This is a genomic window from Lysobacter sp. HA35, from assembly GCF_054061195.1.
Map to the genome: position 1 here is coordinate 2,206,672 of NZ_JBSSDY010000001.1, position 23,689 is coordinate 2,230,360.

Genomic DNA, 23,689 nt, shown 5'->3' on the forward strand with positions numbered 1-23,689 from the left:
GGACCGGCTGCCTCCTATCGTCGGCACGGTTGATGCAGGGAAATGGACGCCCATCCACGCCGGCTCTGGCCCGTGGCTGCATTCCGTCTTCCTCTCGGGGCGTCATCCACGCGGTCCATGAAGGTTTCGATCGACAGCGCATCAGCTGCGTCCCTGCCGGCGCTGGGCCAAGACGGTCCGGCGTTACTGCGTGCGGCGGACATGCAGGCTGTGGCGGAAATCGTTCGTGCGCGCGCCGGCGCAACTGCGACGCTCGTATGGCGACTGGATGTGTCCGCTGACGTCGAAAGCGTTCCACCGCGTCCGTCGCTGACGCACGACGTCACGGCCATCGAAGCGATCCGGCCCGGGGAAACCGCGAACCTTTCATCGGGCGGCACGGTTCTGAAACTGGCAGGCGGCGACGCAGCGCCCTGGGCGGCGCTCATCGTCGATGCCGCCACCGTGTCCGCGGACTTGATGCCATGGGCGACTGCAGCCGAGCCTCTGATACTCAACATCCTCGACAAAGCACACCTGCAGGCCTCCGTGACGCGGCTGGAACAGGCCGAGCGCCTGCAGCGCGCGTTGTACGAAATCACCGACATGGCGAGTTCCGACCTCGACATGCCGACGATGCTTGCCGGGCTGCATCGCATCGTCGGCCGGCTGATGTACGCCGAGAATTTCTTCATCGCGCTGTACGACGCCGACAGCGACACCATCCGCTTCATCTATTTCGCGGACGTCGCCGATGACGACTGGCAGGACCCGAACGCGATCGAGCCGATGTCGCAGGTCGAAGGCAGCCTGACCTGGCATGTCATTCGCGGTGCGCAGCCGTTGATGGGCCCGACGTCGAAGCTCTATCGCGACGTGTCCGGCCCGCTCGCGGTAATCGGCCCGGGCGCGGAGGACTGGCTCGGCGTGCCGATCATCAGTGGCGGTCAGGTGCGCGCCGCACTGGTGGTGCAGAGCTACGAAACCTCCGGGCTTTATTCCGCGGTGGAACGCGAACTGCTGGCGTATGTCGGCACGCACATCGTGACCGCGATCGACCGCAAGCACGCATTCGAGCGCCTGGAACACCAGACCGCCGAGCTCGAGCAGCAGATCACGGTGCGTCGGGCGATCGAAAAACGCCTTCAGCACGAAGTGCTGCATGACCCGCTGACCGGGCTGCCGAATCGCGCCTACCTGCGTGACCACCTCGCCCGCGCGATGGCGACACAGCTTCGCGATCCATCGCAGCGCTTCGCGGTGCTGTTCCTCGATCTCGACCGCTTCAAGATCATCAACGACAGCGTCGGCCATTCGGTGGGCGATGAGCTGCTGAAGATCGTTGCGCAGCGGTTCTCCGATTGCCTGCGCCCGCCCGACGTTGTCGCTCGCCTGGGCGGTGACGAGTTCGCCGTGATCATGCACGGCATCGATGGAAACGAAGCACCGGTGCGTCTCGCGCAACGTTTGATCGAGGCGCTGCGCGAGCCGGTGCGGGTCGCCGACAAGGAGCTCTTCAGCGGCGTGAGCGTCGGCATTGCCGTCAGCAGCGACGCGTACACATCACCGGAAGAACTGCTGCGCGACGCCGACATCGCGATGTATCGCGTCAAGGAAAAGGCGCGCGGCGGGTTCGAGCTGTTCGACGAACAGTTGCATCACGAAGCGCTCGAACTGCTCGCGCTGGAAGGCGATCTGAGGCTGGCGATCGCCCGACGCGAATGCGAGCCGTATTTCCAGCCCGTGGTTCGCCTGTCCGACGGTGCGGTGATGGGTTTCGAAGCGCTGATGCGCTGGCGTCACCCGCAGCGCGGCGTTCTCGCGCCCGGTGCGTTCATGCGCGTCGCGGAAGCCTGCGGCATGCTCGAAGCGCTGGACTGGCAACTCTATGAAACGGTGTGCCGCGCGATACCGTCGCTGCTGCAGCCCGGGCAGTACGTGAACATCAACGTCTCGCCGCGACATTTCCTTGCGGATGATCTCGACACGCGCCTGCTCGCGCTACTGGACGCGCATGGCGTGCACGCATCGCAGCTGCGCATCGAGATCACCGAAGGCGCGCTGATCGCGAATCCCGATCGCGTCGGCGCCTGCCTCGACCGCCTGCGCGCGGCGGGCATCTACACCGCGCTCGACGATTTCGGCACCGGCTATTCGTCGATGAGCTACCTGCACCGGTTCCGCTTCCACACGATCAAGCTCGACCGCTCGTTCATCACCGAGCTGCAGCCAGGCGAACCGTCGGTCGCGTCCGCCGTGGTACGTGCGGTCATCGACCTGTCGCATGCGCTGGGTCTCGACGTCGTCGCGGAAGGCATCGAAACCGCGGCGCAGCACGAGGCGCTCGAAGCGATCGGCTGCACGTTCGGCCAGGGCTATCTGTTCGGTCGGCCGGCACCCGTGGCGACGTTCGACGACGCGCACAATCGCGCGCAACTCATCGACACGCACTGAGCGCGGCTAGCGCCCGTACGTCGGTCGGTGCGCCTTCACCGCCATTACCACGCCGAGGCCGGCGAGCAACGACACCGCGGACGTGCCGCCGTAGCTCAGCAACGGCATCGGCACGCCGACCACGGGCAGCAGGCCGGCGATCATGCCGCCGTTGACGATCACGTACACGCAGAACGCCATGGCGAGCGCGCCGGCGATCAGGCGCGAGTAACCGTCGCGTGCTTCGACCGCGATCCACAGGCAGCGCGCGATCACGAACATGTAGAGCGCGATCACGGTGATGACGCCAACCCAACCGAACTCCTCGCTCAGCACCGCGAACACGAAGTCGGTGGTGTGCTCGGGCAGGTAGTTGAGGTGCGACTGCGAGCCGTGCATCCAGCCCTTGCCGGTGAAACCGCCGGCGCCGATCGCGATCTTCGACTGGATGATGTTCCAGCCGGAACCGAGCGGATCGGATTCGGGATTGAGGAAGGTGAGGATGCGGTCCTTCTGGTACGGACGCAGCAGGAAGAACCACGCCACGGGCGCAGCGCTGGCGACGCCCGCACCCGCAGCGACGAACCACCACCACGACAGACCCGCGAGATACAGAACGAACGCACCGCTCAGCGCGACGAGCATCGCGGTGCCGAAGTCGGGCTGCTTGAGGATGAGCAGCGTCGGCACCGCAATGATCGTCGCGGCGACCATCGTTACCTTGAAACTCGGCGGCAACGGCCGACGGTTGAGATACCAGGCGACCATCATCGGCAGGCTCAGCTTGAGCACTTCCGACGGCTGGAAATAGAAGATGCCGAGGTTGATCCACAGGTTGCCGTGCTTGCCGCGGCCGATGATCAACACGATCAGCAGCGGCACGATGGAAGCGCCGTAGAGATACGGCGTCCAGTTGCGCAGCTGGTGTACCGGGATGCGCGAGATCGCCCACATCGCGGTGAGGCCGAGGCCGTAATGCGCGCCGCGCGCCATCACCATGCGCATCGAGCCATCGCCCGCGCTGTAGATCACCGCGAGGCCGATCACCATGAGCGCGAGCAATGCGCCGAGCAGCGGCAGGTCCAGCGTGCGCGTGAAGCGCTGCACCATGTCGTACAGCCAGCGCAGCAGGATCATCGCGCGCCACCCTGCAGCGTCTTCAGCACCGCGAGCGCGCGCCGCGCCGCCGCTTCACCGCGTGCATTCGCGACAGGCGGGGCGGTGGTCGCCGGCGGCGGCGAGGTGGGGACATCGTCTTCCTCTTCCGGCTCGCCCGTGGGCAACTCCGGCTTCGCGTCCGGCTTACTCGCGGGCTTGGGCGGAGGCGCGGACGTCGGGACGGTCGTCGGCGGTACGTAGTCGAGCGGCGCGCCACCCTGCGGCGACCGCTGCACGCCTTCGGCCGGCTCCGGCATCTTGCCGGTCAGCCACGCGTCGAACACCTTGCGCGCGATCGGCGCGGCCGACGACGCACCGAAGCCGCCATGCTCCACCGACACCGCGATCGCGATGCGCGGGTTATCCGCGGGCGCATAGGCGACGAACAGGGCCTGGTGTCGCAGGTTGAACGGCAGCGCATGCGGGTCGACATTGCGTCCGCCCTGTCGACCGACCTTCTGCGCCGTGCCCGTCTTGCCCGCCATCTGGTACGTAAGCCCGCGCGCGATTCCGGCCGCGGTGCCGCCGCCATGCACCGTCGCGATCATGCCTTCCTGCACCGCGCGCAGGTGGGCTTCGTTCTGCGTGATGCGCGGGCCGGGCGGATGCGGCGTCGGCGTCCACGGGCCGTTGTAGCGGTCACGCGTGGCCATCACCAGGTGCAGCGGATGCAGCGCGCCGCCATTGGCGATCGCCGAAACACCGCGCGCGAGCTGCAGCACCGTCGCCACCCAGTAGCCCTGCCCGATGCCCGAGATCACGGTTTCGCCCGCGTACCACGGCTCCTTGCTGCGCTTGGCCTTCCATTCCGGTGAGGGAACGATGCCGACGTTTTCGCCGAGCAGGTCGATACCGCTCTTCTGGCCGAAGCCGAAGCTGCGCATGTAGGCATCGAACTTCTGGATGCCCATGTCGAACGCGAGCTTGTAGTAGTAGAAGTTGACCGAATGTGCGATCGACTTGCGAAGATCGGTCCAGCCCGCACCGCCCTCGGCGTCGCGATAACCACGCCTCTGACCGGGGATGTGGAACTCGCCGGTCGAGTACACCGCCGTCTCCGGCGTGCGCAGCCCGCTGTCGAGGCCGGCAAGGCCGAACAGGGGCTTGATGGTGGAGCCCGGCGGTCCGCCGCCGAGCACCGGTCGATTGAACAACGGGCGCGATGGATTCGTCGTCAGCGCCTTGTAGTTGTTGTGCGTGATGCCGTTGACGAAAAGATTCGCGTCGTACGACGGCAGCGACACCATTGCGAGGACGTCGCCGGTCTGCGGATCGACCGCCACCGCTGCGCCATCCATGTCGCCGAACGAGGTGACCATCGCCTGCTGCAGGTCGATGTCGATCGAAAGACGAAGATCCGTGCCCGGTTGCGCCGGCACGCGTCCAACGGTGCGCAACGGACGGCCTTCGACGTTCGTCTCGACCTTCTCGTACCCGATCTTGCCGCGCAGCTGTTCTTCGTACGCGCGCTCCAGGCCGGTCTTGCCGATGTGCGTGAGTGCATCGAAGCCCGGGCCGAGATTCTTCGCGTCGGCTTCGTCGACGCGGCCGACGTAACCGATCACGTGCGCGGTGAGTTCGCCGTACGGATAACGACGATTGAGATACGAGACGAGCTCGACGCCCGGATAGCGCCAGCGATCGACGGCGAAGCGCGCGGCTTCCTCATCGCTCAAACGCATCTTCAGCGTGATCGGCTTGAACCCGCGCGAGCCGCGACGCGTGTTGTCGAAGCGTTCGATGTCTTCCGGCGCGAGTTGGATGATCTTCGCGATGCCCGGCAGCCACTTCGCCATGTCACCGGCTTCGCTCGGCGTGACGTCCAGGCGCCACGCGGGCACGTTGTCGGCGAGGATGCGGCCCTTTCGGTCGTAGATCAGCCCGCGGCCCGGCACGACCGGCTGCAACTTGATGCGGTTGGCTTCAGACCGGGTGACGAAGTCGTCGTGCTGCAGCACCTGCAAGCGGAAGTACCAACCGCCAAGACCGAGCAACGCGACCAGGATGCAGGCAAGCGCAAGAAACGCGCGACCGCGGAACTGCGCAGCTTCCGCACCCGCATTCTTCATGCGGCGTCGGTTCCGCTGCGCCATCGCGATGCGCGCTTTCTTCATCGACGTCGCCAGGCGCCCAGGCGCACGGCATCGAGTATCAGGAACACCGGCGGCCACAGGAACATGGAAACGACCGGCGCGAACCAGTACGCGCTGGGCAGTGCCGGCTCACCGAGTGCGGCGTGCAGGCCAGCGCTGACGATGCGGTCGTTGAGCAGCAACGCGCCCAGCGTGAGCGCCTGCTGCGACAGCGGGAAGAACCGCAGCCGCGCGCGGAAGCGCTGCACGATAAAAGCGAGGATGACCAGTCGCAATGCCTGCTCGCCGAGCAGCCCGCCGTACACGACATCGGCGATGAGCCCGACGATGAAGGCGAAGCCGAGCCCGACGCGATCGGGGTCTTCGATCAGCCAGTACGCCAGCACGAGCGCGATCCAGAACGGACGCAGCGGTGCGATGTCGATCGGCAACGGGAACAGGCCGAGCAGCAGCGCGACGATCAGGCTGACGTAGAGGATCCAGCGGGGATACGCGCGCATCAGCGGGCCCCCGGCGTGGGCGGGGGTGCGGCCGTGTTCGGCGCGGTCGTCGATGCGGGTGCGTTGTTCGTCGCTGGCGTGCGCTGCGTGCCGGTGGCGGGTGTTGCGGTCGTCGACGGCTTTGCCGGCGTCCGCGTCGGAATACCCGCGCCGGTGACGCCCGGCTCGCCGGAGATGCCGACCGTCGAGCCCGGTTCGCCCGTGGTCGCCTGCGGCGGCATCGGAGGCGGGGTCAGGCTGACGGTGTTCGAACGCAGCAGCAGCACTTCGCGGCCGCGGTCGAGTTGCGCGGCCGGGCGCACGTCGCCTTCGAGGAAGGCGCGGCTTTCGTCGGGACGCAACGCGGTGATGCGGCCGACCGGGAAACCCGGCGGGAAGCGTCCGCCGAGGCCCGACGTCACGATGGTGTCGCCAACCTTGATATCGCTCGACAGCGGAATGTTCGCGAGCGACAACAGATCGCTGCGACCGGTGCCGTACGCGACCAGCCGCACGCCGTTGCGCGCGACCGCGACCGGCACCGCATGGTCGGGATCGGTGATGAGCAGCACGTCGGAATGGATGGCACCGACATGCGTGACCTGCCCGAGCAGGCCGTACGCGTCGATCACGCTCTGGCCTTCGCGCACGGCGTCGCGCGAACCCGCGTCGAGGATGACGCGCTGGTGCGTGGGATCGAGGTCGACGTCGAGAATCGGCGCGAGCTGCACGTCCAGTCCGCCACGCTGTGCGGCGTCGAGCAATGCTCGCAGGCGCGTGTTGTCGGCGATGACGGTGCTGAGGCGCGCGACGCGGGCCTGCGAGATCAGCAGCTCGCGACGGAGCTGGTCGTTGCGATGCGCGAGTTGCGCGACGGTGGCGACGTTGTCGACCGTGCTGTCGGCGACGCGACCCGGAAGGCCCGCCACTGCACGCACCGGTTCGGCGACGACGCCGACCTGCTCGCGCATGCGATGCATCCAGCCGCCGCGATGATCGAGCACCGCCAGTGTGAGCCCGGCCGCGAGATACGCGAGCAGGCGCAGCGTTCCAGCGGCATCCCCGAGTCGGGCGGGAGCGGACGGTGGGGGCACGTGCGGCGGGGCCGGATCGTTAGGTGGAGTTCGCGATCCCAGCGGACGCGGCACACGCCGCATCCGCGCTGCGGGACGCCGGCATCGATCGCGATCGCCGCGTCCCGTTCGAGCCCACGTCAGTCGGGCGCGAAGAACTCGTTGCCGTGCATGTCGACCAGTTCGAGCGCACGGCCACCGCCACGCGCCACGCAGGTCAGCGGATCGTCCGCCACCTGCACGTGCAGGCCGGTTTCCTCGCTGATCAGACGGTCGACGTCACGCAGCAGCGCACCACCACCGGTAAGCACGATGCCGCGCTCGGCGACGTCGGCGCAGAGTTCGGGCGGGGTCTGCTCGAGCGCAAGACGGATCGCGGCGACGATGCCACCGAGCGGCTCGCGCAGTGCTTCGAGCACTTCGTTGCTGCTGATGGTGATCATCTTCGGCACGCCCTCGGCGAGGTTGCGGCCGGAGACTTCCATCGTGCGCGCTTCCTGCTGCGGGTACGCGCAGCCGATGGTCAACTTGATGCGCTCGGCCGTGGCTTCACCGATCAGCGTGCCGTAGTGACGCCGCACGTAGTTGATGATCGCTTCGTCGAAGCGGTCGCCGCCGATGCGCACCGACTGCGCGTACACCACGCCATTGAGCGCGATGACCGCGACTTCCGTGGTGCCACCGCCGATGTCGACCACCATCGAGCCGCGCGCCTCGGTCACCGGCATGCCGGCGCCGATCGCCGCGGCCATCGGTTCCTCGATCAGGTAGACGTCGCGCGCGCCGGCCTCTTCGGCCGACTCCTTGATCGCGCGGCGCTCGACCTGGGTGCTGCCTGCGGGCACGCAAACCAGCACGCGCGGGCTCGGGCGCAGGAAGCGCGACTTGTGCACCTTGCGGATGAAGTACTTGAGCATCTCTTCCGTGTAGGTGAAATCGGCGATGACGCCGTCCTTCATCGGGCGGATGGTGGTGATGTGGCCCGGCGTGCGGCCGAGCATCTGCTTGGCCTCGGCGCCCACGGCCGCGACCGATCGGCTGCCGCCGACCATGCGGTCCTGGCGGACGGCCACGACCGACGGCTCGTTCAGGACGATGCCCTGGCCGCGCACATAGATGAGGGTATTGGCCGTGCCCAGGTCGATGGACAGGTCGTTGGAGAAAATGCCGCGAAACTTCTTCAACATCGGGGGAATGGCCCGCAAATAGGGTGACGCGAGGGGGCTGCGCCGTGCAGGCGCGAGAGGTGCGCCAGCCTAGCAACGCCACCCCCCGGGGGCAAGGAATCACCAGCTCTTCACGGCGTTTTCTGCCGCACCGGGTCACACAGCGGCGGTGGTCCCGATTCAGTCGCCAGAACGCGCCGCTACGGCTGGCCGCCGCGGTGCCGCAGCCGCTACCCTACGCGCCGCGCCGCGCTGGGCGCGGTGACTCTCCTGGGGACGTATTCGATGTCAGCCTTGATCTGCGGCTCGCTGGCCTACGACACCATCATGGTGTTTCCGGACCAGTTCAAGAACCACATCCTGCCGGACAAGGTGCACATCCTGAATGTGTCGTTCCTGGTCCCGCGCATGCGCCGCGAGTACGGCGGCTGCGCCGGCAACATCGCGTACAACCTCAAGCTCATCGGGGGCGATCCGATCCCGATGGCGACGGTCGGCCAGGACTTCGCGCCGTATCGCGCGCATTTCCAGAAGTGCGGCATCCGCCTCGACCAGATCCGCGAGATCGAGGACATGTTCACGCCGCAGGCGTTCATCACGACCGACCTCGACAACAACCAGATCACCGCCTTCCATCCGGGCGCGATGAGCCGCTCGCACGACAACCACGTGCGCGACGTCGAAGGCGTCACCTTCGGCATCGTGGCGCCGGACGGCTACGAGGGCATGCTGCAGAACGCGCAGGAATTCCACGACTGCGGGATCCCCTTCATCTTCGATCCCGGCCAGGCGATGCCGCTGTTCAACGGCGACGAGTTCCGCCGCTTCATCGAGCTGGCGGATTACGTGGTCGTCAACGACTACGAATCGAACCTGCTGCAGGAACGTACCGGCTGGAGCGAGGCGACCATCGCGTCCAAGGTGCGCGCGTACATCACCACGCGCGGCCCGCGCGGCTCGCAGATCCACACGCAGACCGAATGCCATGAGATCGCACCAGCGCGCGAGCGTGCGGTGGTCGACCCGACCGGCTGCGGCGACGCGTTCCGCGCCGGCCTCATCCTCGGCCTGATGCGCGGCATGGACCTGCCCACCTGCGGCCGGATGGGCTCGCTGATGGGCGCGCTGAAGGTCGGCCATCCCGGTACGCAGAATCAGCACTTCACCTACGACGAATTCGCCGACGAGTTCCGTGGCCAGTTCGGGTACGCGCTGTGAGCCGGGCTATGACGATGAAGCGTTCGATCGCACTTTTCGCTATCGCACTCGTGGGCGTCAGCTCGAGCGCGAGCGCACGCGAAGTCACCGGCGAATGCATGGCCAGCGTCAACGGCGTCGGCTACTACTCCGACCTGTTCCAGTACGACCTGGGCGACAAGGAAGATCCGACGTTCGGCGACATCTCGGACTCGTCGCTGGAGAACGACTTCGCTGCCTATCTGCGCCGCACCTATGGCGCGACAGGCAAGGAAACCGTGACCTGCCACGTGGCCAGCGACGGCGAGCGCAAGGAAAGCAGCAGCTTCACCTTCAACGGCACGACGGTGCGCACGGTGCAGACCGGGTACGTGCCGCAGGGACGCTGAGCGCGGCGCTCGAATCGCGATGTTGCGCGATGGGTCGACCGAATCCCGATCAGCCAACGCAACACCGAGCTCGTTAATCGGCACAGCGCTGCGGCGCCATCCAGGCACCAACAAAACGCCGTGCCCGGAGCGATCCGGGCACGGCGATTTACATCACGGCTCGTAACAGCACGCGCCGGACGGAAGCGCACCGAACCTGCAATGCGCGTGCACGCGGCAGCCGCTGGCCGGATTGCTGAAGCTCAGCGCCTGCACTGAGCCCGCGACCAGCGCACCGGCCACCACCATCATCACCATCGCGGTCTTCATCTTCGCTTTCATCGTTCGTTCCTTATCGATGCGACGGCATAGCGCGCGTCCGTGCGGCGTACGACCGTCAAGAGGTGATCCACCTCGTCCCTGGTGTTGAGTTCGCCCGCGTGCGCGTACGCCACACGGCCGTCGCGATCAACGACGACCAGCAGCGGAATGACGTGCACGCGGAACAGCGAGCCGATCCTTGGCGTGGATGGCACGATCGGAAAATCGAAATGTTGTTCGTCGACGTAAGCCGCGCGTTCCGATGCGGGCGCACGACTGATGCCGATCAGTTCGACCGCGCGATGCTCGCGCTGCAGCATCGCGTCGAGTTGTCGCAGCGTCGGTGCAGTAGCGCGACAGTGCGGACACCAGGGTTCGAAGAAATACAGCACCTGAAGGCCATCGCGCGGCTGGCCGAGTGTGTGACCAGCACCGGCGGCGTCATGCACCGCGAGGTTCGGCATCCAGTCGCCGACGTTCGGCCGCGCGGATTCATCAATGAACGCGACGAACTGCGATCGCAGCGTGCGGTTCTGCACCGCGAGCGTCGCGACGAGCGCGCAAGCGACCAGCAGTACCACGGTGAGAAGAGCGTCCTTGCGCATGTCGCTTCCTGGCGAACGTCACTGCCCGGAGCAGTGACCTGCCAGAACAACGCCTCAACTACGCGCGGGTTGACGCATCGCGTGCACGGCCGACGAACGGCGCGTCAACCGCGACTGCTCGCATGCAATTCGAAGCGACCGTAATGCGTGCAACGCCACACCAGATCGACATCACCAGCCCGGCATCTTCGACGTATCGAGTCCGCCGACTTCGAACACCGCCGTCTGCGCGGGCGCACCCTTCAGCGGCACGGTGATCTCGATCGTCTTCGCCTTGCCGACCGTGCGCCACAACGCGCGCTGGTCCTTGATGAACATCGCGATCGCTTCCTTCGTATTCGGACGACTGCCCGCCATCGTCTTCGCGACGCCGTCGACTTTCATCTTCAGCGCGCAACCCGAATAGCAATTGAAGTCGCCGTTATCGAGTACGAGATAACTGCTGCGTCCCCACGACGGATGGTCGCGGAAGATCAGACGCACGTGCGTGCTGCCGGCGCCGGTGTCGATCGTGTTCTTCGAATAGATCGACGCGTTGAGCTGCTTGCCCTTGCCGACCGGCGAGGTCTGGTACGACCACAGGCCAGCAAGCCGCGCCGATTCGTTCTGTTCGTCCGCCTTCGATTTCGCATCCGCGCATTGCGTTGCGAACTTCTTGACGACGTCGCTCTGCGGGTAACGAAACTCGAGCACGTCGCAGGTGGCGTGCGCCAGCGTCCAATTCGATGCGGCGATCTGGCCTTCGAGCTGCTTGGCCATGTCGGCCGCTGCAGCAGCGTCCTGCTGCGCCTTGGCGTTGGCCGCAGCATTCGGATCGGGCGCCTGCCCGCACGCGGCGAGCATCAGCACCAGCACGGACGGAAGGGCGCGCATGCGACGCATCGTTCGGTCTCCTCGACGTTGGGCGTCGACGATACCAGCCGGGCGCGGACGCAGCGTCAGTGCTTGGCGCGCAGGCCCGTGAGCAGGCGACGGAACCACGTGCCGCTCTGCACTTCAGCCGAACCGGGACACTGCACGAGATAGGGACGGCCCGTCATCGAACTCTTCGACGCGGCGAGCTCGATGAACGCCTCGGTGCTGGCGATCGCATCGCGACGCACGAGGTAGTCGTACTTGTCCTGCAGATGCGCGCGCGCCTTGTGCGCGTCGTACCAGCTGCCGTTGCGGTTGAAGCGGCACCCGGAATGATCGAGCGCGTCGAACAGCTGCGCGATCTCATGCTGCACGGCCGGTGGCGGCGCGGCGAACGCGGTGGAGGCGATGGCGGACAACACGACCGACAGGGCGATGCGACGCATGGTGTCTCCTCCCGGCAGCGCCGGCATCGCGACTGTAGGCGGGCGTCGCTGAACCCCGGATACGCGAAAGCCGTCGACCTTGCGATCGACGGCTTCCGGTGGCTTACGCAGCGACGCTTACTGCGACGTCTTGCCGCCCTTGGCGTCCGCAATCACCTGCTCGACGCTGCCCGAGGTGATCGGGTGGTAGCCGGCCTTCGCCTTCGCGTAGATCTGCTCGGCCAGCTGCAGGCCCTGCGGCGTTTTCACCAGCTCGCCGTAGGTCGGCATGATCAGCTTGCGACGTCCAACGCGACCGAGGAACTCGGCGATCGCATCATTGGCCTGCGTGTAACCGCTGCGCACCGCGAGCGGATACCAGCGCTGCGCGATCTCGCCGTTCGGCGTGCCGGTGAAATGGAATACCGAGTCGAGTGCGGCGAGCTGCTCGGGTTTCATTACCGGCGGCAGGCCTTCGATGAAGTGCACGTACTCGAACGTCGTCCAGTTCGCCGTCGCCTTCGCATCAGGCAGCGTGCCCGCGTCCAGGTAGGCCTTGCGCACCGCGTCGACCGCGTCGAAGCGCGGGCTCGTCACCTGCGGCGCGGTGGCCGGGATGCCGGGCTCGTGCAGCCATGCGTCGAACTCGGCCTGTGTGACCTTGCCCGGATACTTGTCGAGCAGGTTGGCCTTCGCGTAGTCGGCGAACTGTTCCGTGGTGATCGACTGGAACGAGAAGTGGTCGAAGTAGCCGCGCAGGAACGCGTCGAAGTCCTGTCGACCGAAACGCGTTTCCAGGAACTCGGCGAACCACGCGCCCTTGGTGTAGACGGTGCCGGTGAGGTTGTCGTCCGGATCCTTCAGCACGCCGGCCTTCACCGCGAGCGGCTGCAGGTCGAGGTTCTGGTTGGTGAACTCTTCCTTCAGCTCGTTGCGCGCGACGATCTTCTCCATGTCGGCGCGTTCCTTGCCGTAGAGCTGTTCGACGATGCGCATCTCGACGTAGGTGGTGAAACCTTCGTTGAGCCATGCATCGCGCGAACGCGCGAACGTGACGAGGTTGCCCGACCAGCTGTGCGACAGCTCGTGCGCGATCAGCGAGACCAGCGACTTGTCGCCGGTGATCGCGGTCGGCGTGGCGAACGTCAGGCGCGGATTCTCCATGCCGCCGTACGGGAACGACGGCGGCAGCACGAGAATGTCGTAACGGCCCCAGCGGTACGGGCCGTACAGCTTCTCGGCCGTCGCCATCATCTTCTCGGTATCGGAGAACTCGTTGGCGGCCTTCGGCGCCATCGTCGGTTCGGCCCACACGCCCGAACGCGGGCCGGTCGGCTTGAACACGAGGTCGCCCGCGGCGATCGCCAGCAGGTACGACGGAATCGCCTGCGGCATCTCGAACGAGTAGTCGCCGTCGCGCACGGCCTTCGGGTCGTTGTTGGCGCTCATCAGCACCATCACGTCCTTGGGCGAGGTCACGTGCGCGGTGTAGGTGAAGCGCACCATCGTCGTGTCCTGCAGCGGCACCCACGAACGCGCGTGGATCTGCTGCGACTGGCTGAACATGAAGGGCAGCTTCTTGCCCTCGGTCATCTCCGGCGTGAGCCACTGCAGGCCCGACGCGTTCGGTGAGGTGTGGTACGTGATGCGGATGCGCTTGTTGCGCTCCGGCGCGGCGATGGTGAGCGCGCTGCCGAGGATCTTGTCGGCCGGCGCCTGCACGAAGGTCAGGTCGCGCCAGTTGCCGTCCGCGCGTTCGCCCACGACCTTCTCGATCGTGATGTCGCGCGTGTCGAGAACGAGCTTGCCCCACTTCGGGTCGAGCCAGTCCAGCGTGTAGGTCGCGCTGCCCGACAGTTCCTTCTTGTCGAAGTCGACATTGAGCTCGAGCGCGAGGTCCTTGGTCTTGACCTTGTCCGGCTCGGCATAGGAATGCTCGTCCGGTCGCGTGGCTTCGGTGTTGGTCGCGGCCGGCGCGGTGGTCGCCGGCTTGGCGGACGCGGTGTTCGCGTTGTCGCGGCGGCAGCCGGCGGCGAACAGGAGACCGGTCAGCGCGACGCCGAGCACGGTGAAAGTAAGCAGGGGGATTGGTCGCATCGTGGGGTCCCGTCGGAGAACCGGCCGAGTGTACTGCGGGTCGTGTCACCGGATGCCCGACTTCCGGCACGGGTGATCGCGACCGCGTTCACGCATCCTCGCGCGCCGCTTTCCCCTCCGACCGATGCGCATGCACCTGCCATCGGTCATGCCGACGCGAGCTAAACCCCGGTGCACCGCGCCGCATCTGCTGCATGACGCCTAACCCGAGTCCCCGATGACGCTTCGCACCGCCCTCGCCTTCGCCGCGCTGTTCCTCGCCGCGCCCGCCTTCGCCCAGGACGCCACGCGCGTTCCGCATGTCGACGGCGGCATCGTCATCGACGGCGTGCTCGACGACGCGGGCTGGTCGCAGGCGGTGCCGATCGACCTGCCGTACGAGATCTCGCCCGCCGACAACACGCCAGCGCCGGTGAAGACCACGATGCGCATGGCGACCACGCGCGACGCGCTGTACCTGTCGTTCCATGCGCTGGAGCCGAACACGAAGGACATCCGCGCGCACCTGACCGATCGCGACGGCGCCTTCAACGACGACTTCGTCGGCGTGATGCTCGATACTTTCGACGACCACCGTCGCAACTACGAGTTCTTCGTCAACCCGCTCGGCATCCAGATGGATCTGATCCGCGAGGAAGCCACGGGCAACGAGGACGACTCCTGGGACGGGCTGTGGACCAGCGCCGGGCGCATTACGCCGGACGGTTACGACGTCGAGATCCGCATTCCGTTCTCGACGCTGCGCTTCCGCGACAACCCGGGCCCGCGCACCTGGGGCGTGATCGCGTTCCGCAACTATCCGCGCAACATCCGCCACCAGCTCGCGAACGTGATCGTGCCGCGCGGCGGTAACTGCCTGCTCTGCCACACCGCGAAGCTCGTCGGCATGGAGGACGCGCAACAGGGCCGCAGCCTCGAGATCGTGCCGACGCTCACCGTTACCGATTCGCAGCAGCGCGACAGTCGCGACGGCCCGTGGCATGGCGACGGCGTGCAGATCGAGCCGGGCGTCGACGTGTCCTGGGCGCCGTCGCCCAACCTCACGTTGAACGCGACGATCAATCCGGACTTCTCGCAGGTCGAGTCCGACCAGGCGCAGCTCGACCTCACCAGCAACTTCGCGCTTTACGTGCCGGAAAAGCGCCCGTTCTTCATGGAGGGCGCGGACTACTTCAACACGCCGTTCCAGGTGCTCTACACGCGACAGATCGCCGACCCCGACTTCGGCCTGCGCACCACCGGTCGCACGGGTAGCGGCGCGTTCGGTGCTTTCGTCGCGCGCGATTCGATCACGCAGTTGCTCGTGCCCGGCGTGCTCGGCTCGAGCTTCGAAGTGCTGGACGAACCCACCAACGTATTCGTCGGTCGTTATCGTCACGACCTCAACGCCAGCACCAGCCTCGGCGTGATCGCCACCGCGCGACAAGGCGATGACTACCGCAACGACGTGATGGGCGTCGACGGTCGCTGGCAGTCGGGCAAGAACACGGTGATCGCGCAGCTGCTGCGTAGTGCGTCGGACTACCCCATCTCGCTGGGCTTCGACGACACCACGCCGAAGGGCAACGCGTTCCGCGCCGAGTACATGTACGACAGCCGCAACTGGTCGCTCGATACCTGGCACGAGCAGGTCGACCCCGGCTTCCGCGCGGACCTCGGCTTCATCGGGCAGGTCGGTTACGACAAGTCGCTGCTGGGCGGCGCGTACAACTGGCACTTCGACAACGCGAAGATCACCAAGGTCCAGCTGTATTCGGACTTCGACATCACGCATCGTTTCGACGGCCAGCTGCTGGAGCGCGAACTCGAGGCGCAGCTGTCGGTCAACGGCCCGTGGCAGAGCAATTTCGGCATCCACGGCCTGACGCGTACGCGCTTCTGGAACGACCACATGTTCGACGAGTCGTACGTGCGCCTGTTCGCGAGCATGACGCCGCGCTCGGGCCTTCAGGTCGGCGCGACGTTCCGCCAGGGCCCGCAGCTCGATCTCGCGGCATCGCGACGCGGCCAGGGCCGCTATGTCGACGTCTACGGCAACTTCGCGTTCGGCCGCGGGCTCAGCATCAATACCGACGTCTTCCAGCAGAGCCTGCGTCGCGACGGCGGCACCGCCTTCGAAGCCACAGTATTCGACCTGCGCTTCGGCTGGCAGTTCGATCCGCGTCAGCGCCTGCGCATTGCGGTGCAGGGCAGCAACGTCGACAAGGATCCGGCGCTGTACGTTGATCCGGTCGAGCGCCATTCGCGCGATGTCGGCGCGCAGCTGATCTATTCGTACAAGGTCAATCCGCGCACGGCGATCTACGGCGGCGGCACCATCGGCGGATTCATGGACGACGAGAATCGCGACATGTTCGCGAGCACGCGCGGCGTGTTCGTCAAGCTGAGTTACGGCTGGCAGCCGTAACGTCGAACGATGCGCATGACGAAAGAGCCGCCCATCGAGGCGGCTCTTTCGTTTAACAGGTTGGTGTTTCGACTACGCGTCCGCGCAGCGATTACGAGCGACGGTCAGGCCTTGTAGCCCGTGTGGATCGCGACGATCCCGGCCGACATGTTGCGGTAGTTGGTCCGCACGAAACCCGCGCCGTCCATCATCGACTGCAGCTCGCGCTGCGCCGGATGCTTGCGGATGCTTTCGGCGAGATAGCGATAGCTGCCTTCGTCACCGGCGATCATCGCGCCGAGCTTGGGCAGCACGTTGAACGAGTGGAAGTCGTAGATCGGGCGGAACCACTCGGCCGTGACCTGCGAGAACTCCAGCACACGCGCCTGACCACCGGGACGCAGCACGCGATGCATCTCGCGCAGGCCGGCTTCCTTGTCGGTGACGTTGCGGAGGCCGAACGCGATCGTGACCAGATCGAAGCTGCCGTCCGGGAACGGCAGTGCCTGCGCATTGCACTGCACCCAGTCGAGACCGCGCACGAGGCCGCGATCGGTCAACCGATCACGGCCGACGCGCAGCATGTCGCCATTGATGTCACCGACCACCACCTCGCCGGTTTCGCCGACGCGATCCTTCAGCAGCACCGCGATGTCGCCGGTACCGCCCGCCAGGTCGAGCACACGATCGCCGCGCTTGGCCTGCGCGGTCGCGACGAAGTAGCGCTTCCACAGGCGATGGATGCCCAGCGACATCAGGTCGTTCATCACGTCGTACTTCGACGCGACCGACGAGAACACCTCGCCGACGAGCTTCTGCTTCTCGCCGACGGGAACGTCGCGGTAGCCGAAATGGGTGGTGCCGGGGCGCGGGTCTTCGCTCATGCCGCGATTATCGCACCCCGGCCGTCGTCCTCAGGTACCGACCGCGAAGTCGTTCTCGCATTCGGCGCAGCCCAGCGTCTCCAGGGCGATCGACATGGCCAGCGTGTAGCTCTGCGCCTCGTAACCGTTCACGACCGCCACGCGCGGCCCGGCGCCGGAGGGAATCACCGGCTCGGGCCGGTCGAAGCTGTCCGTGTGGACCTCGATGTACGGCACGTCGAGGTGACCCAGCGTCCGATGCAGCGGGCCGTTCGCGGCCGCGAGGCCGGGATCGAGCAGGATGATGTCGGCCTGCCCGCGGTCGATGCGCGACAGGCGCTCGACCAACTGCTCTTCGGTATCGCAGCGGTACTGCAGCAGCGCCTGCCCCGCGCACTGCGCTCGTTCGGTGAGGCCAGCCTCCACGGCCTCGATGGGTAGTCGGCCCTCCGCGTTGTCGGGCCCCTGGATCATCACGATTGCCATCTTGTCTCTCGCTCGTTGTCTGGGTCGGCACGCGGTCGCGTCAATGCACCACCTGCATGGCCGACCCTAGGCATCGCGATGTGCACATGACATCGAAGCGACGCGGGAATCGCAGTGATTCAGCGCGTTATTCATGATTTCGACAGCGACGGCATGAAGGATTCAGTCCTGACATGCGCGTTCGTTAGCGGTGTGTCGACGTTGATGTCCTATTTCGGCGCGCGAATCACGCAACCGACGACGCGTCATGGCGTGAGCGCGCAGCCGGATGTCGTCGTTGTCGCAGGACTTCGACCATTCCCGTCGTCCGCAAACGACACAAGACCGCACGGGATCACGCGTAACGGGCCAGCCGACCTCATCCACCCGACACGCCCGATGACGCTTCGATGACACCGTCGCTACACCCGCCTTTGCATGGTCGGGGGACGGAGGGTTTCGATGTCGGTACATCACGTCAATGGCGTCGAGGCGCTATCGCTCAGCAAGGCCGCGGACGATCTGATCGAGGAATGCCGCATGGTCCTGCCCGGCGTGCAGGCTCTGTTCGGTTTCCAGCTGGTCGCGGTCTTCAGCGAGCGCTTCGACACCGCGCTCAGCCACGGCGAGAAGATGCTGCACCTGGGCTCGATCGGCCTGGTGGTGGTTGCGATCGCATTGATCATGACGCCCGCCGCCTACCACCGGCTCACCGCGCCCGATCGCATCAGCGCGCACTTCCTGCGCCTATCGACGCGCCTGCTCATGGCCGGCATGCCGCTGCTCATGCTGGCGCTGGTGCTCGATGCCTACCTCGTCGGCCGCCTGATCGACGGCCCGCATACCGGCACCGCCATCGCCAGCGCGCTGCTCTGCGTGTTCGTGGCGCTATGGATCGTGCTGCCTCTGGTCAGCCGACTGCTGAAGCTGGATCCGTCCGTGTCGAAGTGACCGCGCGTCAGAGGATGTAGCGCGACAGGTCCGGATCCTTCACCAGTTCGCCCAGGTGCGCATCGACGTAGGCACGGTCGATGGTGATCGCATCGCCGCCTCGATCCGGCGCTTCATAGCTCAGCGTATCGAGCAGGCGCTCGAGCACGGTGTGCAGCCGACGCGCGCCGATGTTCTCCTGGCGCTCGTTCACCAGCGCGGCGAGCTCGGCGAGGCGGTCGACCGCGTCCGGCGCGAACACGAGATCCACACCTTCGGTGCGCATCAGCTCGACGTACTGATACGTGAGCGACGCGCGCGGTTCGGTGAGGATCTTGACGAAGTCGTCCTTGCTCAGCGACGACAGCTCGACGCGGATCGGGAAACGGCCCTGCAACTCGGGGATGAGATCGCTCGGCTTGGCGAGGTGGAACGCGCCGGACGCGATGAACAGGATGTGGTCGGTCTTGACCGAGCCGTACTTGGTGCTCACCGTGGAGCCTTCGACCAGCGGCAGCAGGTCGCGCTGCACGCCTTCGCGCGAGACGTCGCCGCCGGTCGCGCCGCTTTCGCCGCGCTTGGCGATCTTGTCGATCTCGTCGATGAAGACGATGCCGTGCTGCTCGCAGGCTTCGATCGCCGCGTCGCGCACGTCGTCCTCGTCGACCAGCCGCGCGGCTTCTTCCTCGATCAGCTGCGTGCGCGCGGACGAGATGCTCATGCTGCGGCGATGCGTCTTCGCACCGGCCACCTGCGAGAACATCTGCCGCAGCTGCTGGCCCATTTCCTCCATGCCCGGCGGCGCCATGATGTCGACGCCGACGTTCACCGCGGTCTCGATTTCGATCTCGCGCTCGTCCAGCGAACCGGTGCGCAACTGCTTGCGCAGCTTGGCGCGCGTGGCGTCGTACTTCTTCTGCTCCTCGGCGTCGTCGTCGTGCGCCTGGGTGTCCTCGAAACCGAACACGGGACCCTTCTCTCGGCGCGGCAGCAGCGCGTCGAGAATGCGGTCTTCCGCGCGCTCCTCGGCCTGCGTGCGCACGCGTGTCTTCGCCTGTTCGCGATACATCTTCACCGACGTGTCGGCGAGGTCGCGCACGATCTGCTCCACGTCCTTGCCGACGTAGCCGACCTCGGTGAAACGCGTGGCTTCCACCTTGACGAACGGCGCGTTCGCCAGCGTGGCGAGGCGTCGCGCGATCTCGGTCTTGCCGACGCCAGTTGGCCCGATCATCAGGATGTTCTTGGGCATCACTTCGTTGCGCAGCTCGGGTTCGAGCTGCATGCGCCGCCAGCGATTGCGCAACGCAATGGCAACCGCGCGCTTGGCGTCGTGCTGGCCGACGATGTGGCGGTCGAGTTCCTGCACGATCTCGCGCGGGGTCATGGTGGCGCTGGTGGTGTCGGGCTTCACGGGCATGGGGTTCGCAATGAGGTGGCGGTCGACGATCGGCGCGGTGCGCTCAGATCTCTTCGACGACGATGTTGCGGTTGGTGTAGATGCAGACGTCGCCGGCGATGTTCAACGCCTCGGTGACGATCTCGCGGGCTTCGAGCGCGGTGTGCGCCTGCAGCGCGCGCGCGGCGGACAACGCATACGGCCCGCCGGAACCGATGGCGACGATGCCGTCTTCCGGCTCGATCACATCGCCAGTGCCGGACACGATCAGCGACGTTTCCTTGTCGGCGACGCACAGCAGCGCTTCCAGCTTTCCGAGGCGGCGCTCGGTGCGCCAGTCCTTGGCCATCTCGACCGCGGCGCGCGTCAGCTGGCCGTGCTTTTCAAGCTTGGATTCGAAGAGCTCGAATAACGTGAACGCATCCGCGGCGGCACCGGCGAAACCGGCGAGCACCTGGCCGTCGCGACCGAGCCGGCGCACCTTGCGCGCGTTCGCCTTCATCACGGTATTGCCGAGCGTGACCTGGCCGTCGCCGCCGACGGCGACATGGCCATTGCGACGCACCGACAGGATGGTCGTCGCGTGGAAGACGTTGGGATTCTGACTGGGGTCCATGCGGGCTCCGGAGCGGACCGCATGCGCGGTCGGTTACCGGCGGCGCCGGCGTTCACCGGAGATGAGGGTCGCCCCCGCGGTGTTCAAGCGCCGTCGTCGGGCACGTCCGCCTTGCGCCGGCGCGCGCGCGGGTGCGCGGCGTCGTAGACCTTGGCCAGATGCTGGTAATCCAGGTGCGTATAGATCTGCGTGGTCGACAGGTCGGCGTGGCCGAGCAATTCCTGCACGCCGCGCAGGTCGCCGGACGATTCGAGGATGTGGCTGGCGAACGAGTGCCGCAGCATGTGCGGGTGCACCTGCTTGAACAGGCCCTGACGCTCGGCGAGCTGGCGCACGCGCAGTTGCACCGCACGCGTGGTGATCGGTGAACCGGCGCGACCGGGAAACACGGCGTCGTCGGACTTCGCGCCAGTCGACGCACGCCATTCACCGAGCGCGGCGCGTGCATGCGAACCGATCGGTACGGTGCGTTCGCGCTTGCCTTTGCCGTGCACGGTGACGAGGCTGTCGTCGAGGTCGATCTGCGCCCAGCGCAGGCCGCAGAGCTCGGACACGCGCAGGCCGGATGAATAGAACAGCTCGAGCAACGCGCGATCGCGCAGCCCCAGCGGTGCGTCGACGGGCGTTTCGACCAGCATCTTCGCTTCGTCCGGATCGAGCACGCGCGGCAATTTGCGCGCCGCCTTGGGTGCGCGCAGGCCGGCAACAGGATTCGCGGCAATGCGGCCGTGGCGCAGCATCCAGCCGAAATAGCTGCGACATGCGGACAGTCGACGCTGCAGCGTCTTCGGCGCACAACCGCGGCGATGCTCGTCGGCGATGAAGGCGCGCAGGTGTTCGCCGTCGAGCTGTTCGATGGCGACCGCGTGCGATGCCGACCACGCGGCCAGCGAACTCAGGTCGCGGCGGTAGGCATCGAGCGTGTGCGCGGAGACCTGGCGCTCGCCCGCGAGATGCGCGAGGAACGCATCGACGGACGCCGGCGTCGCGGCGTCCGCGGTGGCGAAGTCAGTCGACATACCTCGACAGCGCCGCGCCGAGCGACTCGCCCATCATGCGCAGGAACAGCGTGCCCATGCCGGGATAGAAGCGGTTGGGATCGCGACTGGCGACCGCGATCATCGCGAAGCCCTGCGCAGAGAACAGCGCGGTGGACTGCGCATCGTCGACGCGGTCGCCGTACAGCACGTCCTGCTTCGCGGGTTGCAGGCGGCCGCAGAGCGGCTCGTCACCTGCGAGGAAATCCGCGAACGGCTTGAAGCGCATGTCGCCGGGGCCGATCACGTCCAGCCAGTCGCCGGCCTCGACGCCTTCGATGGGCTTGAGCAGCACGATGCGCACAAGGTCGCCATTGAAATCCTCGGCGAGCGACGCGGCCATCGCGCGCAGCGTGTCGGCCGCGTTGGTCTGCCGCATCAGGCCCAGCGTGAGCTGGTGGATGCGCACCGACAGGCGTTCGTTTTCCTGCGCGTTCGCGAACAGTTCCTGCAGTCGACGCGTGAGCTCGCGGTTCTTCTCGCGCAGCACTTCGAGCTGGTAGCTCGCCAGCGACGCGGCCGGGCCGGACTCGCGCGGCACCACCAGCGACGCGGCGAGGTCGGGGAACTGCCGCAGGAACTCGGGATGCCGCCGCAGCCACGTCGCGACTTCATGCGCGCCGAGTTTTTCGGTGGTGTCAGTCATTCGAGCCAATCTCCTTCGAAAACAAATGCGGCCGGACCGGTCATCGCGACGGATGCCGCGTCGTCCGGCCACTCGATGCGCAGCGTGCCGCCGGGCAGCGCGACGTCGACCGCGCGATCCACCCAGCCGCGCCGCATCGCGATCACCGCTGCCGCGCACGCACCACTGCCGCAGGCCAGTGTTTCGCCGACGCCGCGCTCGAACACGCGTAGGCGCAGATGCGTGCGATGGACGACCTGCGCGAAGCCGACGTTCACCGAATCGGGAAACGCGGCATTGGCCTGCAGCGCGGGGCCGAGCGTTTCGACCGGTGCGCTGTCGACATCGTCGACGCGGATCACCGCGTGCGGGTTGCCCATCGACGCCGCGGAAAAACGGATGGCGTGACCGTCGACATCGACGCCGTATTCGCCCGCCACATCGAAGCCGGCAAGCGGGACATCGGCCGGATCGAAGCGAGGGCGTCCCATGTCCAGCCGCACGCGATCGGCGTCGACGAACTCGACGGCATGCCGCCCAGCGGGACTGGTGACGTCGAAACGATCCGCGAGCGGCTCGCCACGCGCGATCGCATCGCGACGCAGCCACGCGGCGACGCAGCGTGCGCCATTACCGCACTGGCCCGCGCGGCTGCCGTCGGCGTTGAAGATGCCGTAGCGCGCGACGACGCCCGGCGCGTCGGCCGGCTCGATGGTCAGGATCTGGTCGCAGCCGACGCCGGTGTGGCGGTCGGCGATGGCGCGGCACAGCGCCGGCGAGGGCGCAGCGCGGCCGTCGCGCAGGTCGAGCACGACGAAGTCGTTGCCCGCGCCGTGCATCTTGGAAAACCGCATGGCGTTATCGCTGCGGCGTCGGGCTCGGCGGCGGCGGCGCGTCGCCCGCGTCGGTGCCATTGCCCTGCGGCGGCGTCGCGTGCTGCGTGTCGTTGAGCGTTTCCGGGGTCGGCGGCGTGGCCGGCGGCGACTCCGCGGGCGGCGCCTGTTCCGGCGGCGGCGCGGTCGGCAACACGAGCGGGCCCTTGTTGCCGCAGGCGGCGAGACCGAGGGACAGGAGGGCGACGACGAGGATTCGAGGCTTCATGCCGCGAGTGTAGCGCGA

At 66.8% G+C, this 23,689-nt stretch carries 23 protein-coding genes; 5 read left to right on the forward strand and 18 right to left on the reverse strand.

Translation table 11 applies throughout. The features are described 5' to 3' along the window. Positions 1-117: 117 nt before the first annotated feature. Positions 118-2,433 (forward strand): putative bifunctional diguanylate cyclase/phosphodiesterase, encoded by a 2,316-nt coding sequence (locus ACVWZN_RS10930; RefSeq protein ID WP_456953837.1) that lies wholly within the window; start codon positions 118-120, stop codon positions 2,431-2,433. Positions 2,434-2,439: 6 nt separating this feature from the next. Here ACVWZN_RS10930 and rodA read toward each other — a convergent pair whose 3' ends face one another. From rodA to ACVWZN_RS10955, 5 genes are all read right to left on the reverse strand, one after another. After that, complete coding sequence (gene rodA / locus ACVWZN_RS10935) at positions 2,440-3,549, reverse strand: rod shape-determining protein RodA (RefSeq protein WP_036140977.1); 1,110 nt, start codon at positions 3,547-3,549, stop codon at positions 2,440-2,442. Then, positions 3,546-5,663 carry a penicillin-binding protein 2 gene (gene mrdA / locus ACVWZN_RS10940; RefSeq protein WP_456954754.1) on the reverse strand — a complete coding sequence of 706 codons (2,118 nt, stop codon included), beginning with the start codon at positions 5,661-5,663 and terminating at the stop codon, positions 3,546-3,548. The genes rodA and mrdA overlap by 4 nt, the downstream gene beginning before the upstream one ends. A gap of 17 nt (positions 5,664-5,680) precedes the next feature. After that, on the reverse strand, positions 5,681-6,163 hold the full coding sequence (gene mreD, locus ACVWZN_RS10945; RefSeq protein WP_456953838.1) for a rod shape-determining protein MreD: 483 nt from the start codon (positions 6,161-6,163) through the stop codon (positions 5,681-5,683). Further along, positions 6,163-7,236, reverse strand: a complete 1,074-nt coding sequence (mreC, locus tag ACVWZN_RS10950) for a rod shape-determining protein MreC (protein ID WP_456953839.1) — start codon at positions 7,234-7,236, stop codon at positions 6,163-6,165. Before mreC ends, mreD begins: the two co-directional genes overlap by 1 nt. Before the next feature lie 119 nt (positions 7,237-7,355). Next, positions 7,356-8,402 carry a rod shape-determining protein gene (locus tag ACVWZN_RS10955; RefSeq protein ID WP_027081747.1) on the reverse strand — a complete coding sequence of 349 codons (1,047 nt, stop codon included), beginning with the start codon at positions 8,400-8,402 and terminating at the stop codon, positions 7,356-7,358. 264 nt (positions 8,403-8,666) lie between these two features. On the opposite strand from ACVWZN_RS10955, the gene ACVWZN_RS10960 reads away from it, so the two are divergent. Continuing rightward, positions 8,667-9,599: a carbohydrate kinase family protein gene (locus ACVWZN_RS10960; RefSeq protein ID WP_027081746.1), complete on the forward strand. Its 933-nt coding sequence runs from the start codon at positions 8,667-8,669 to the stop codon at positions 9,597-9,599. A gap of 14 nt (positions 9,600-9,613) precedes the next feature. Then, complete coding sequence (locus ACVWZN_RS10965) at positions 9,614-9,967, forward strand: hypothetical protein (RefSeq protein WP_027081745.1); 354 nt, start codon at positions 9,614-9,616, stop codon at positions 9,965-9,967. A gap of 153 nt (positions 9,968-10,120) precedes the next feature. Here the strand turns inward: ACVWZN_RS10965 and ACVWZN_RS10970 are convergent, their stop codons facing one another. The 5 genes from ACVWZN_RS10970 to ACVWZN_RS10990 all read right to left on the reverse strand — a co-directional run bounded on the left by ACVWZN_RS10970 (position 10,121) and on the right by ACVWZN_RS10990 (position 14,249). Beyond that, complete coding sequence (locus ACVWZN_RS10970; RefSeq protein WP_155914082.1) at positions 10,121-10,288, reverse strand: hypothetical protein; 168 nt, start codon at positions 10,286-10,288, stop codon at positions 10,121-10,123. Beyond that, positions 10,285-10,872 carry a TlpA family protein disulfide reductase gene (locus ACVWZN_RS10975; protein WP_456953840.1) on the reverse strand — a complete coding sequence of 196 codons (588 nt, stop codon included), beginning with the start codon at positions 10,870-10,872 and terminating at the stop codon, positions 10,285-10,287. Before ACVWZN_RS10975 ends, ACVWZN_RS10970 begins: the two co-directional genes overlap by 4 nt. Positions 10,873-11,043: 171 nt before the next feature. Further along, positions 11,044-11,754 (reverse strand): hypothetical protein, encoded by a 711-nt coding sequence (locus tag ACVWZN_RS10980; protein ID WP_456953841.1) that lies wholly within the window; start codon positions 11,752-11,754, stop codon positions 11,044-11,046. Between the two features lie 56 nt (positions 11,755-11,810). Beyond that, positions 11,811-12,173, reverse strand: a complete 363-nt coding sequence (locus ACVWZN_RS10985; protein ID WP_456953842.1) for a DUF5329 domain-containing protein — start codon at positions 12,171-12,173, stop codon at positions 11,811-11,813. 117 nt (positions 12,174-12,290) lie between these two features. After that, positions 12,291-14,249: a M1 family metallopeptidase gene (locus tag ACVWZN_RS10990; RefSeq protein ID WP_456953843.1), complete on the reverse strand. Its 1,959-nt coding sequence runs from the start codon at positions 14,247-14,249 to the stop codon at positions 12,291-12,293. Between the two features lie 217 nt (positions 14,250-14,466). Between ACVWZN_RS10990 and ACVWZN_RS10995 the strand changes: the two genes are divergently transcribed. After that, a complete protein-coding gene (locus ACVWZN_RS10995) occupies positions 14,467-16,656 on the forward strand; it encodes a DUF5916 domain-containing protein (RefSeq protein WP_456953844.1) in 2,190 nt (729 codons plus the stop codon). Positions 16,657-16,760: 104 nt separating this feature from the next. Here the strand turns inward: ACVWZN_RS10995 and ubiE are convergent, their stop codons facing one another. After that, a complete protein-coding gene (gene ubiE, locus ACVWZN_RS11000) occupies positions 16,761-17,519 on the reverse strand; it encodes a bifunctional demethylmenaquinone methyltransferase/2-methoxy-6-polyprenyl-1,4-benzoquinol methylase UbiE (protein ID WP_027081739.1) in 759 nt (252 codons plus the stop codon). A gap of 30 nt (positions 17,520-17,549) precedes the next feature. Beyond that, entirely contained in the window at positions 17,550-17,984 is a 435-nt protein-coding gene (locus tag ACVWZN_RS11005; protein WP_456953845.1) for a type II 3-dehydroquinate dehydratase, read from the reverse strand. Between the two features lie 441 nt (positions 17,985-18,425). Here ACVWZN_RS11005 and ACVWZN_RS11010 point away from each other — a divergent pair, with 441 nt between their 5' ends. Beyond that, positions 18,426-18,914: a DUF6328 family protein gene (locus tag ACVWZN_RS11010; RefSeq protein WP_456953846.1), complete on the forward strand. Its 489-nt coding sequence runs from the start codon at positions 18,426-18,428 to the stop codon at positions 18,912-18,914. Between the two features lie 7 nt (positions 18,915-18,921). Here ACVWZN_RS11010 and hslU read toward each other — a convergent pair whose 3' ends face one another. From hslU to lptM, 6 genes are all read right to left on the reverse strand, one after another. Then, the gene (gene hslU / locus ACVWZN_RS11015) at positions 18,922-20,280 is read right to left on the reverse strand and encodes an ATP-dependent protease ATPase subunit HslU (RefSeq protein WP_456954755.1); all 1,359 of its coding nucleotides are present in this window, start codon (positions 20,278-20,280) and stop codon (positions 18,922-18,924) included. A 76-nt stretch (positions 20,281-20,356) separates the two neighbouring features. Next, positions 20,357-20,908 (reverse strand): ATP-dependent protease subunit HslV, encoded by a 552-nt coding sequence (hslV, locus tag ACVWZN_RS11020; protein WP_456953847.1) that lies wholly within the window; start codon positions 20,906-20,908, stop codon positions 20,357-20,359. An 83-nt stretch (positions 20,909-20,991) separates the two neighbouring features. Beyond that, on the reverse strand, positions 20,992-21,927 hold the full coding sequence (gene xerC / locus ACVWZN_RS11025) for a tyrosine recombinase XerC (RefSeq protein WP_456953848.1): 936 nt from the start codon (positions 21,925-21,927) through the stop codon (positions 20,992-20,994). Further along, positions 21,917-22,591 carry a DUF484 family protein gene (locus ACVWZN_RS11030; RefSeq protein WP_027081734.1) on the reverse strand — a complete coding sequence of 225 codons (675 nt, stop codon included), beginning with the start codon at positions 22,589-22,591 and terminating at the stop codon, positions 21,917-21,919. The genes xerC and ACVWZN_RS11030 overlap by 11 nt, the downstream gene beginning before the upstream one ends. Further along, positions 22,588-23,424: a diaminopimelate epimerase gene (gene dapF / locus ACVWZN_RS11035; RefSeq protein WP_456953849.1), complete on the reverse strand. Its 837-nt coding sequence runs from the start codon at positions 23,422-23,424 to the stop codon at positions 22,588-22,590. The genes ACVWZN_RS11030 and dapF overlap by 4 nt, the downstream gene beginning before the upstream one ends. Positions 23,425-23,428: 4 nt before the next feature. Next, entirely contained in the window at positions 23,429-23,671 is a 243-nt protein-coding gene (gene lptM / locus ACVWZN_RS11040) for an LPS translocon maturation chaperone LptM (RefSeq protein WP_456953850.1), read from the reverse strand. Between the last annotated feature and the right edge of the window lie 18 nt (positions 23,672-23,689).

Coding starts and splice junctions, on each gene's coding strand:
- ACVWZN_RS10930 (WP_456953837.1), top strand. CDS start 118: ATGAAGGTTTCGATCGACAGCGCATCAGCTGCGTCCCTGCCGGCGCTG.
- rodA (WP_036140977.1), bottom strand. CDS start 3,549: ATGATCCTGCTGCGCTGGCTGTACGACATGGTGCAGCGCTTCACGCGC.
- mrdA (WP_456954754.1), bottom strand. CDS start 5,663: ATGGCGCAGCGGAACCGACGCCGCATGAAGAATGCGGGTGCGGAAGCT.
- mreD (WP_456953838.1), bottom strand. CDS start 6,163: ATGCGCGCGTATCCCCGCTGGATCCTCTACGTCAGCCTGATCGTCGCG.
- ACVWZN_RS10955 (WP_027081747.1), bottom strand. CDS start 8,402: ATGTTGAAGAAGTTTCGCGGCATTTTCTCCAACGACCTGTCCATCGAC.
- ACVWZN_RS10960 (WP_027081746.1), top strand. CDS start 8,667: ATGTCAGCCTTGATCTGCGGCTCGCTGGCCTACGACACCATCATGGTG.
- ACVWZN_RS10965 (WP_027081745.1), top strand. CDS start 9,614: ATGAAGCGTTCGATCGCACTTTTCGCTATCGCACTCGTGGGCGTCAGC.
- ACVWZN_RS10970 (WP_155914082.1), bottom strand. CDS start 10,288: ATGAAAGCGAAGATGAAGACCGCGATGGTGATGATGGTGGTGGCCGGT.
- ACVWZN_RS10975 (WP_456953840.1), bottom strand. CDS start 10,872: ATGCGCAAGGACGCTCTTCTCACCGTGGTACTGCTGGTCGCTTGCGCG.
- ACVWZN_RS10980 (WP_456953841.1), bottom strand. CDS start 11,754: ATGCGTCGCATGCGCGCCCTTCCGTCCGTGCTGGTGCTGATGCTCGCC.
- ACVWZN_RS10985 (WP_456953842.1), bottom strand. CDS start 12,173: ATGCGTCGCATCGCCCTGTCGGTCGTGTTGTCCGCCATCGCCTCCACC.
- ACVWZN_RS10990 (WP_456953843.1), bottom strand. CDS start 14,249: ATGCGACCAATCCCCCTGCTTACTTTCACCGTGCTCGGCGTCGCGCTG.
- ACVWZN_RS10995 (WP_456953844.1), top strand. CDS start 14,467: ATGACGCTTCGCACCGCCCTCGCCTTCGCCGCGCTGTTCCTCGCCGCG.
- ubiE (WP_027081739.1), bottom strand. CDS start 17,519: ATGAGCGAAGACCCGCGCCCCGGCACCACCCATTTCGGCTACCGCGAC.
- ACVWZN_RS11005 (WP_456953845.1), bottom strand. CDS start 17,984: ATGGCAATCGTGATGATCCAGGGGCCCGACAACGCGGAGGGCCGACTA.
- ACVWZN_RS11010 (WP_456953846.1), top strand. CDS start 18,426: ATGTCGGTACATCACGTCAATGGCGTCGAGGCGCTATCGCTCAGCAAG.
- hslU (WP_456954755.1), bottom strand. CDS start 20,280: ATGACCCCGCGCGAGATCGTGCAGGAACTCGACCGCCACATCGTCGGC.
- hslV (WP_456953847.1), bottom strand. CDS start 20,908: ATGGACCCCAGTCAGAATCCCAACGTCTTCCACGCGACGACCATCCTG.
- xerC (WP_456953848.1), bottom strand. CDS start 21,927: ATGTCGACTGACTTCGCCACCGCGGACGCCGCGACGCCGGCGTCCGTC.
- ACVWZN_RS11030 (WP_027081734.1), bottom strand. CDS start 22,591: ATGACTGACACCACCGAAAAACTCGGCGCGCATGAAGTCGCGACGTGG.
- dapF (WP_456953849.1), bottom strand. CDS start 23,424: ATGCGGTTTTCCAAGATGCACGGCGCGGGCAACGACTTCGTCGTGCTC.
- lptM (WP_456953850.1), bottom strand. CDS start 23,671: ATGAAGCCTCGAATCCTCGTCGTCGCCCTCCTGTCCCTCGGTCTCGCC.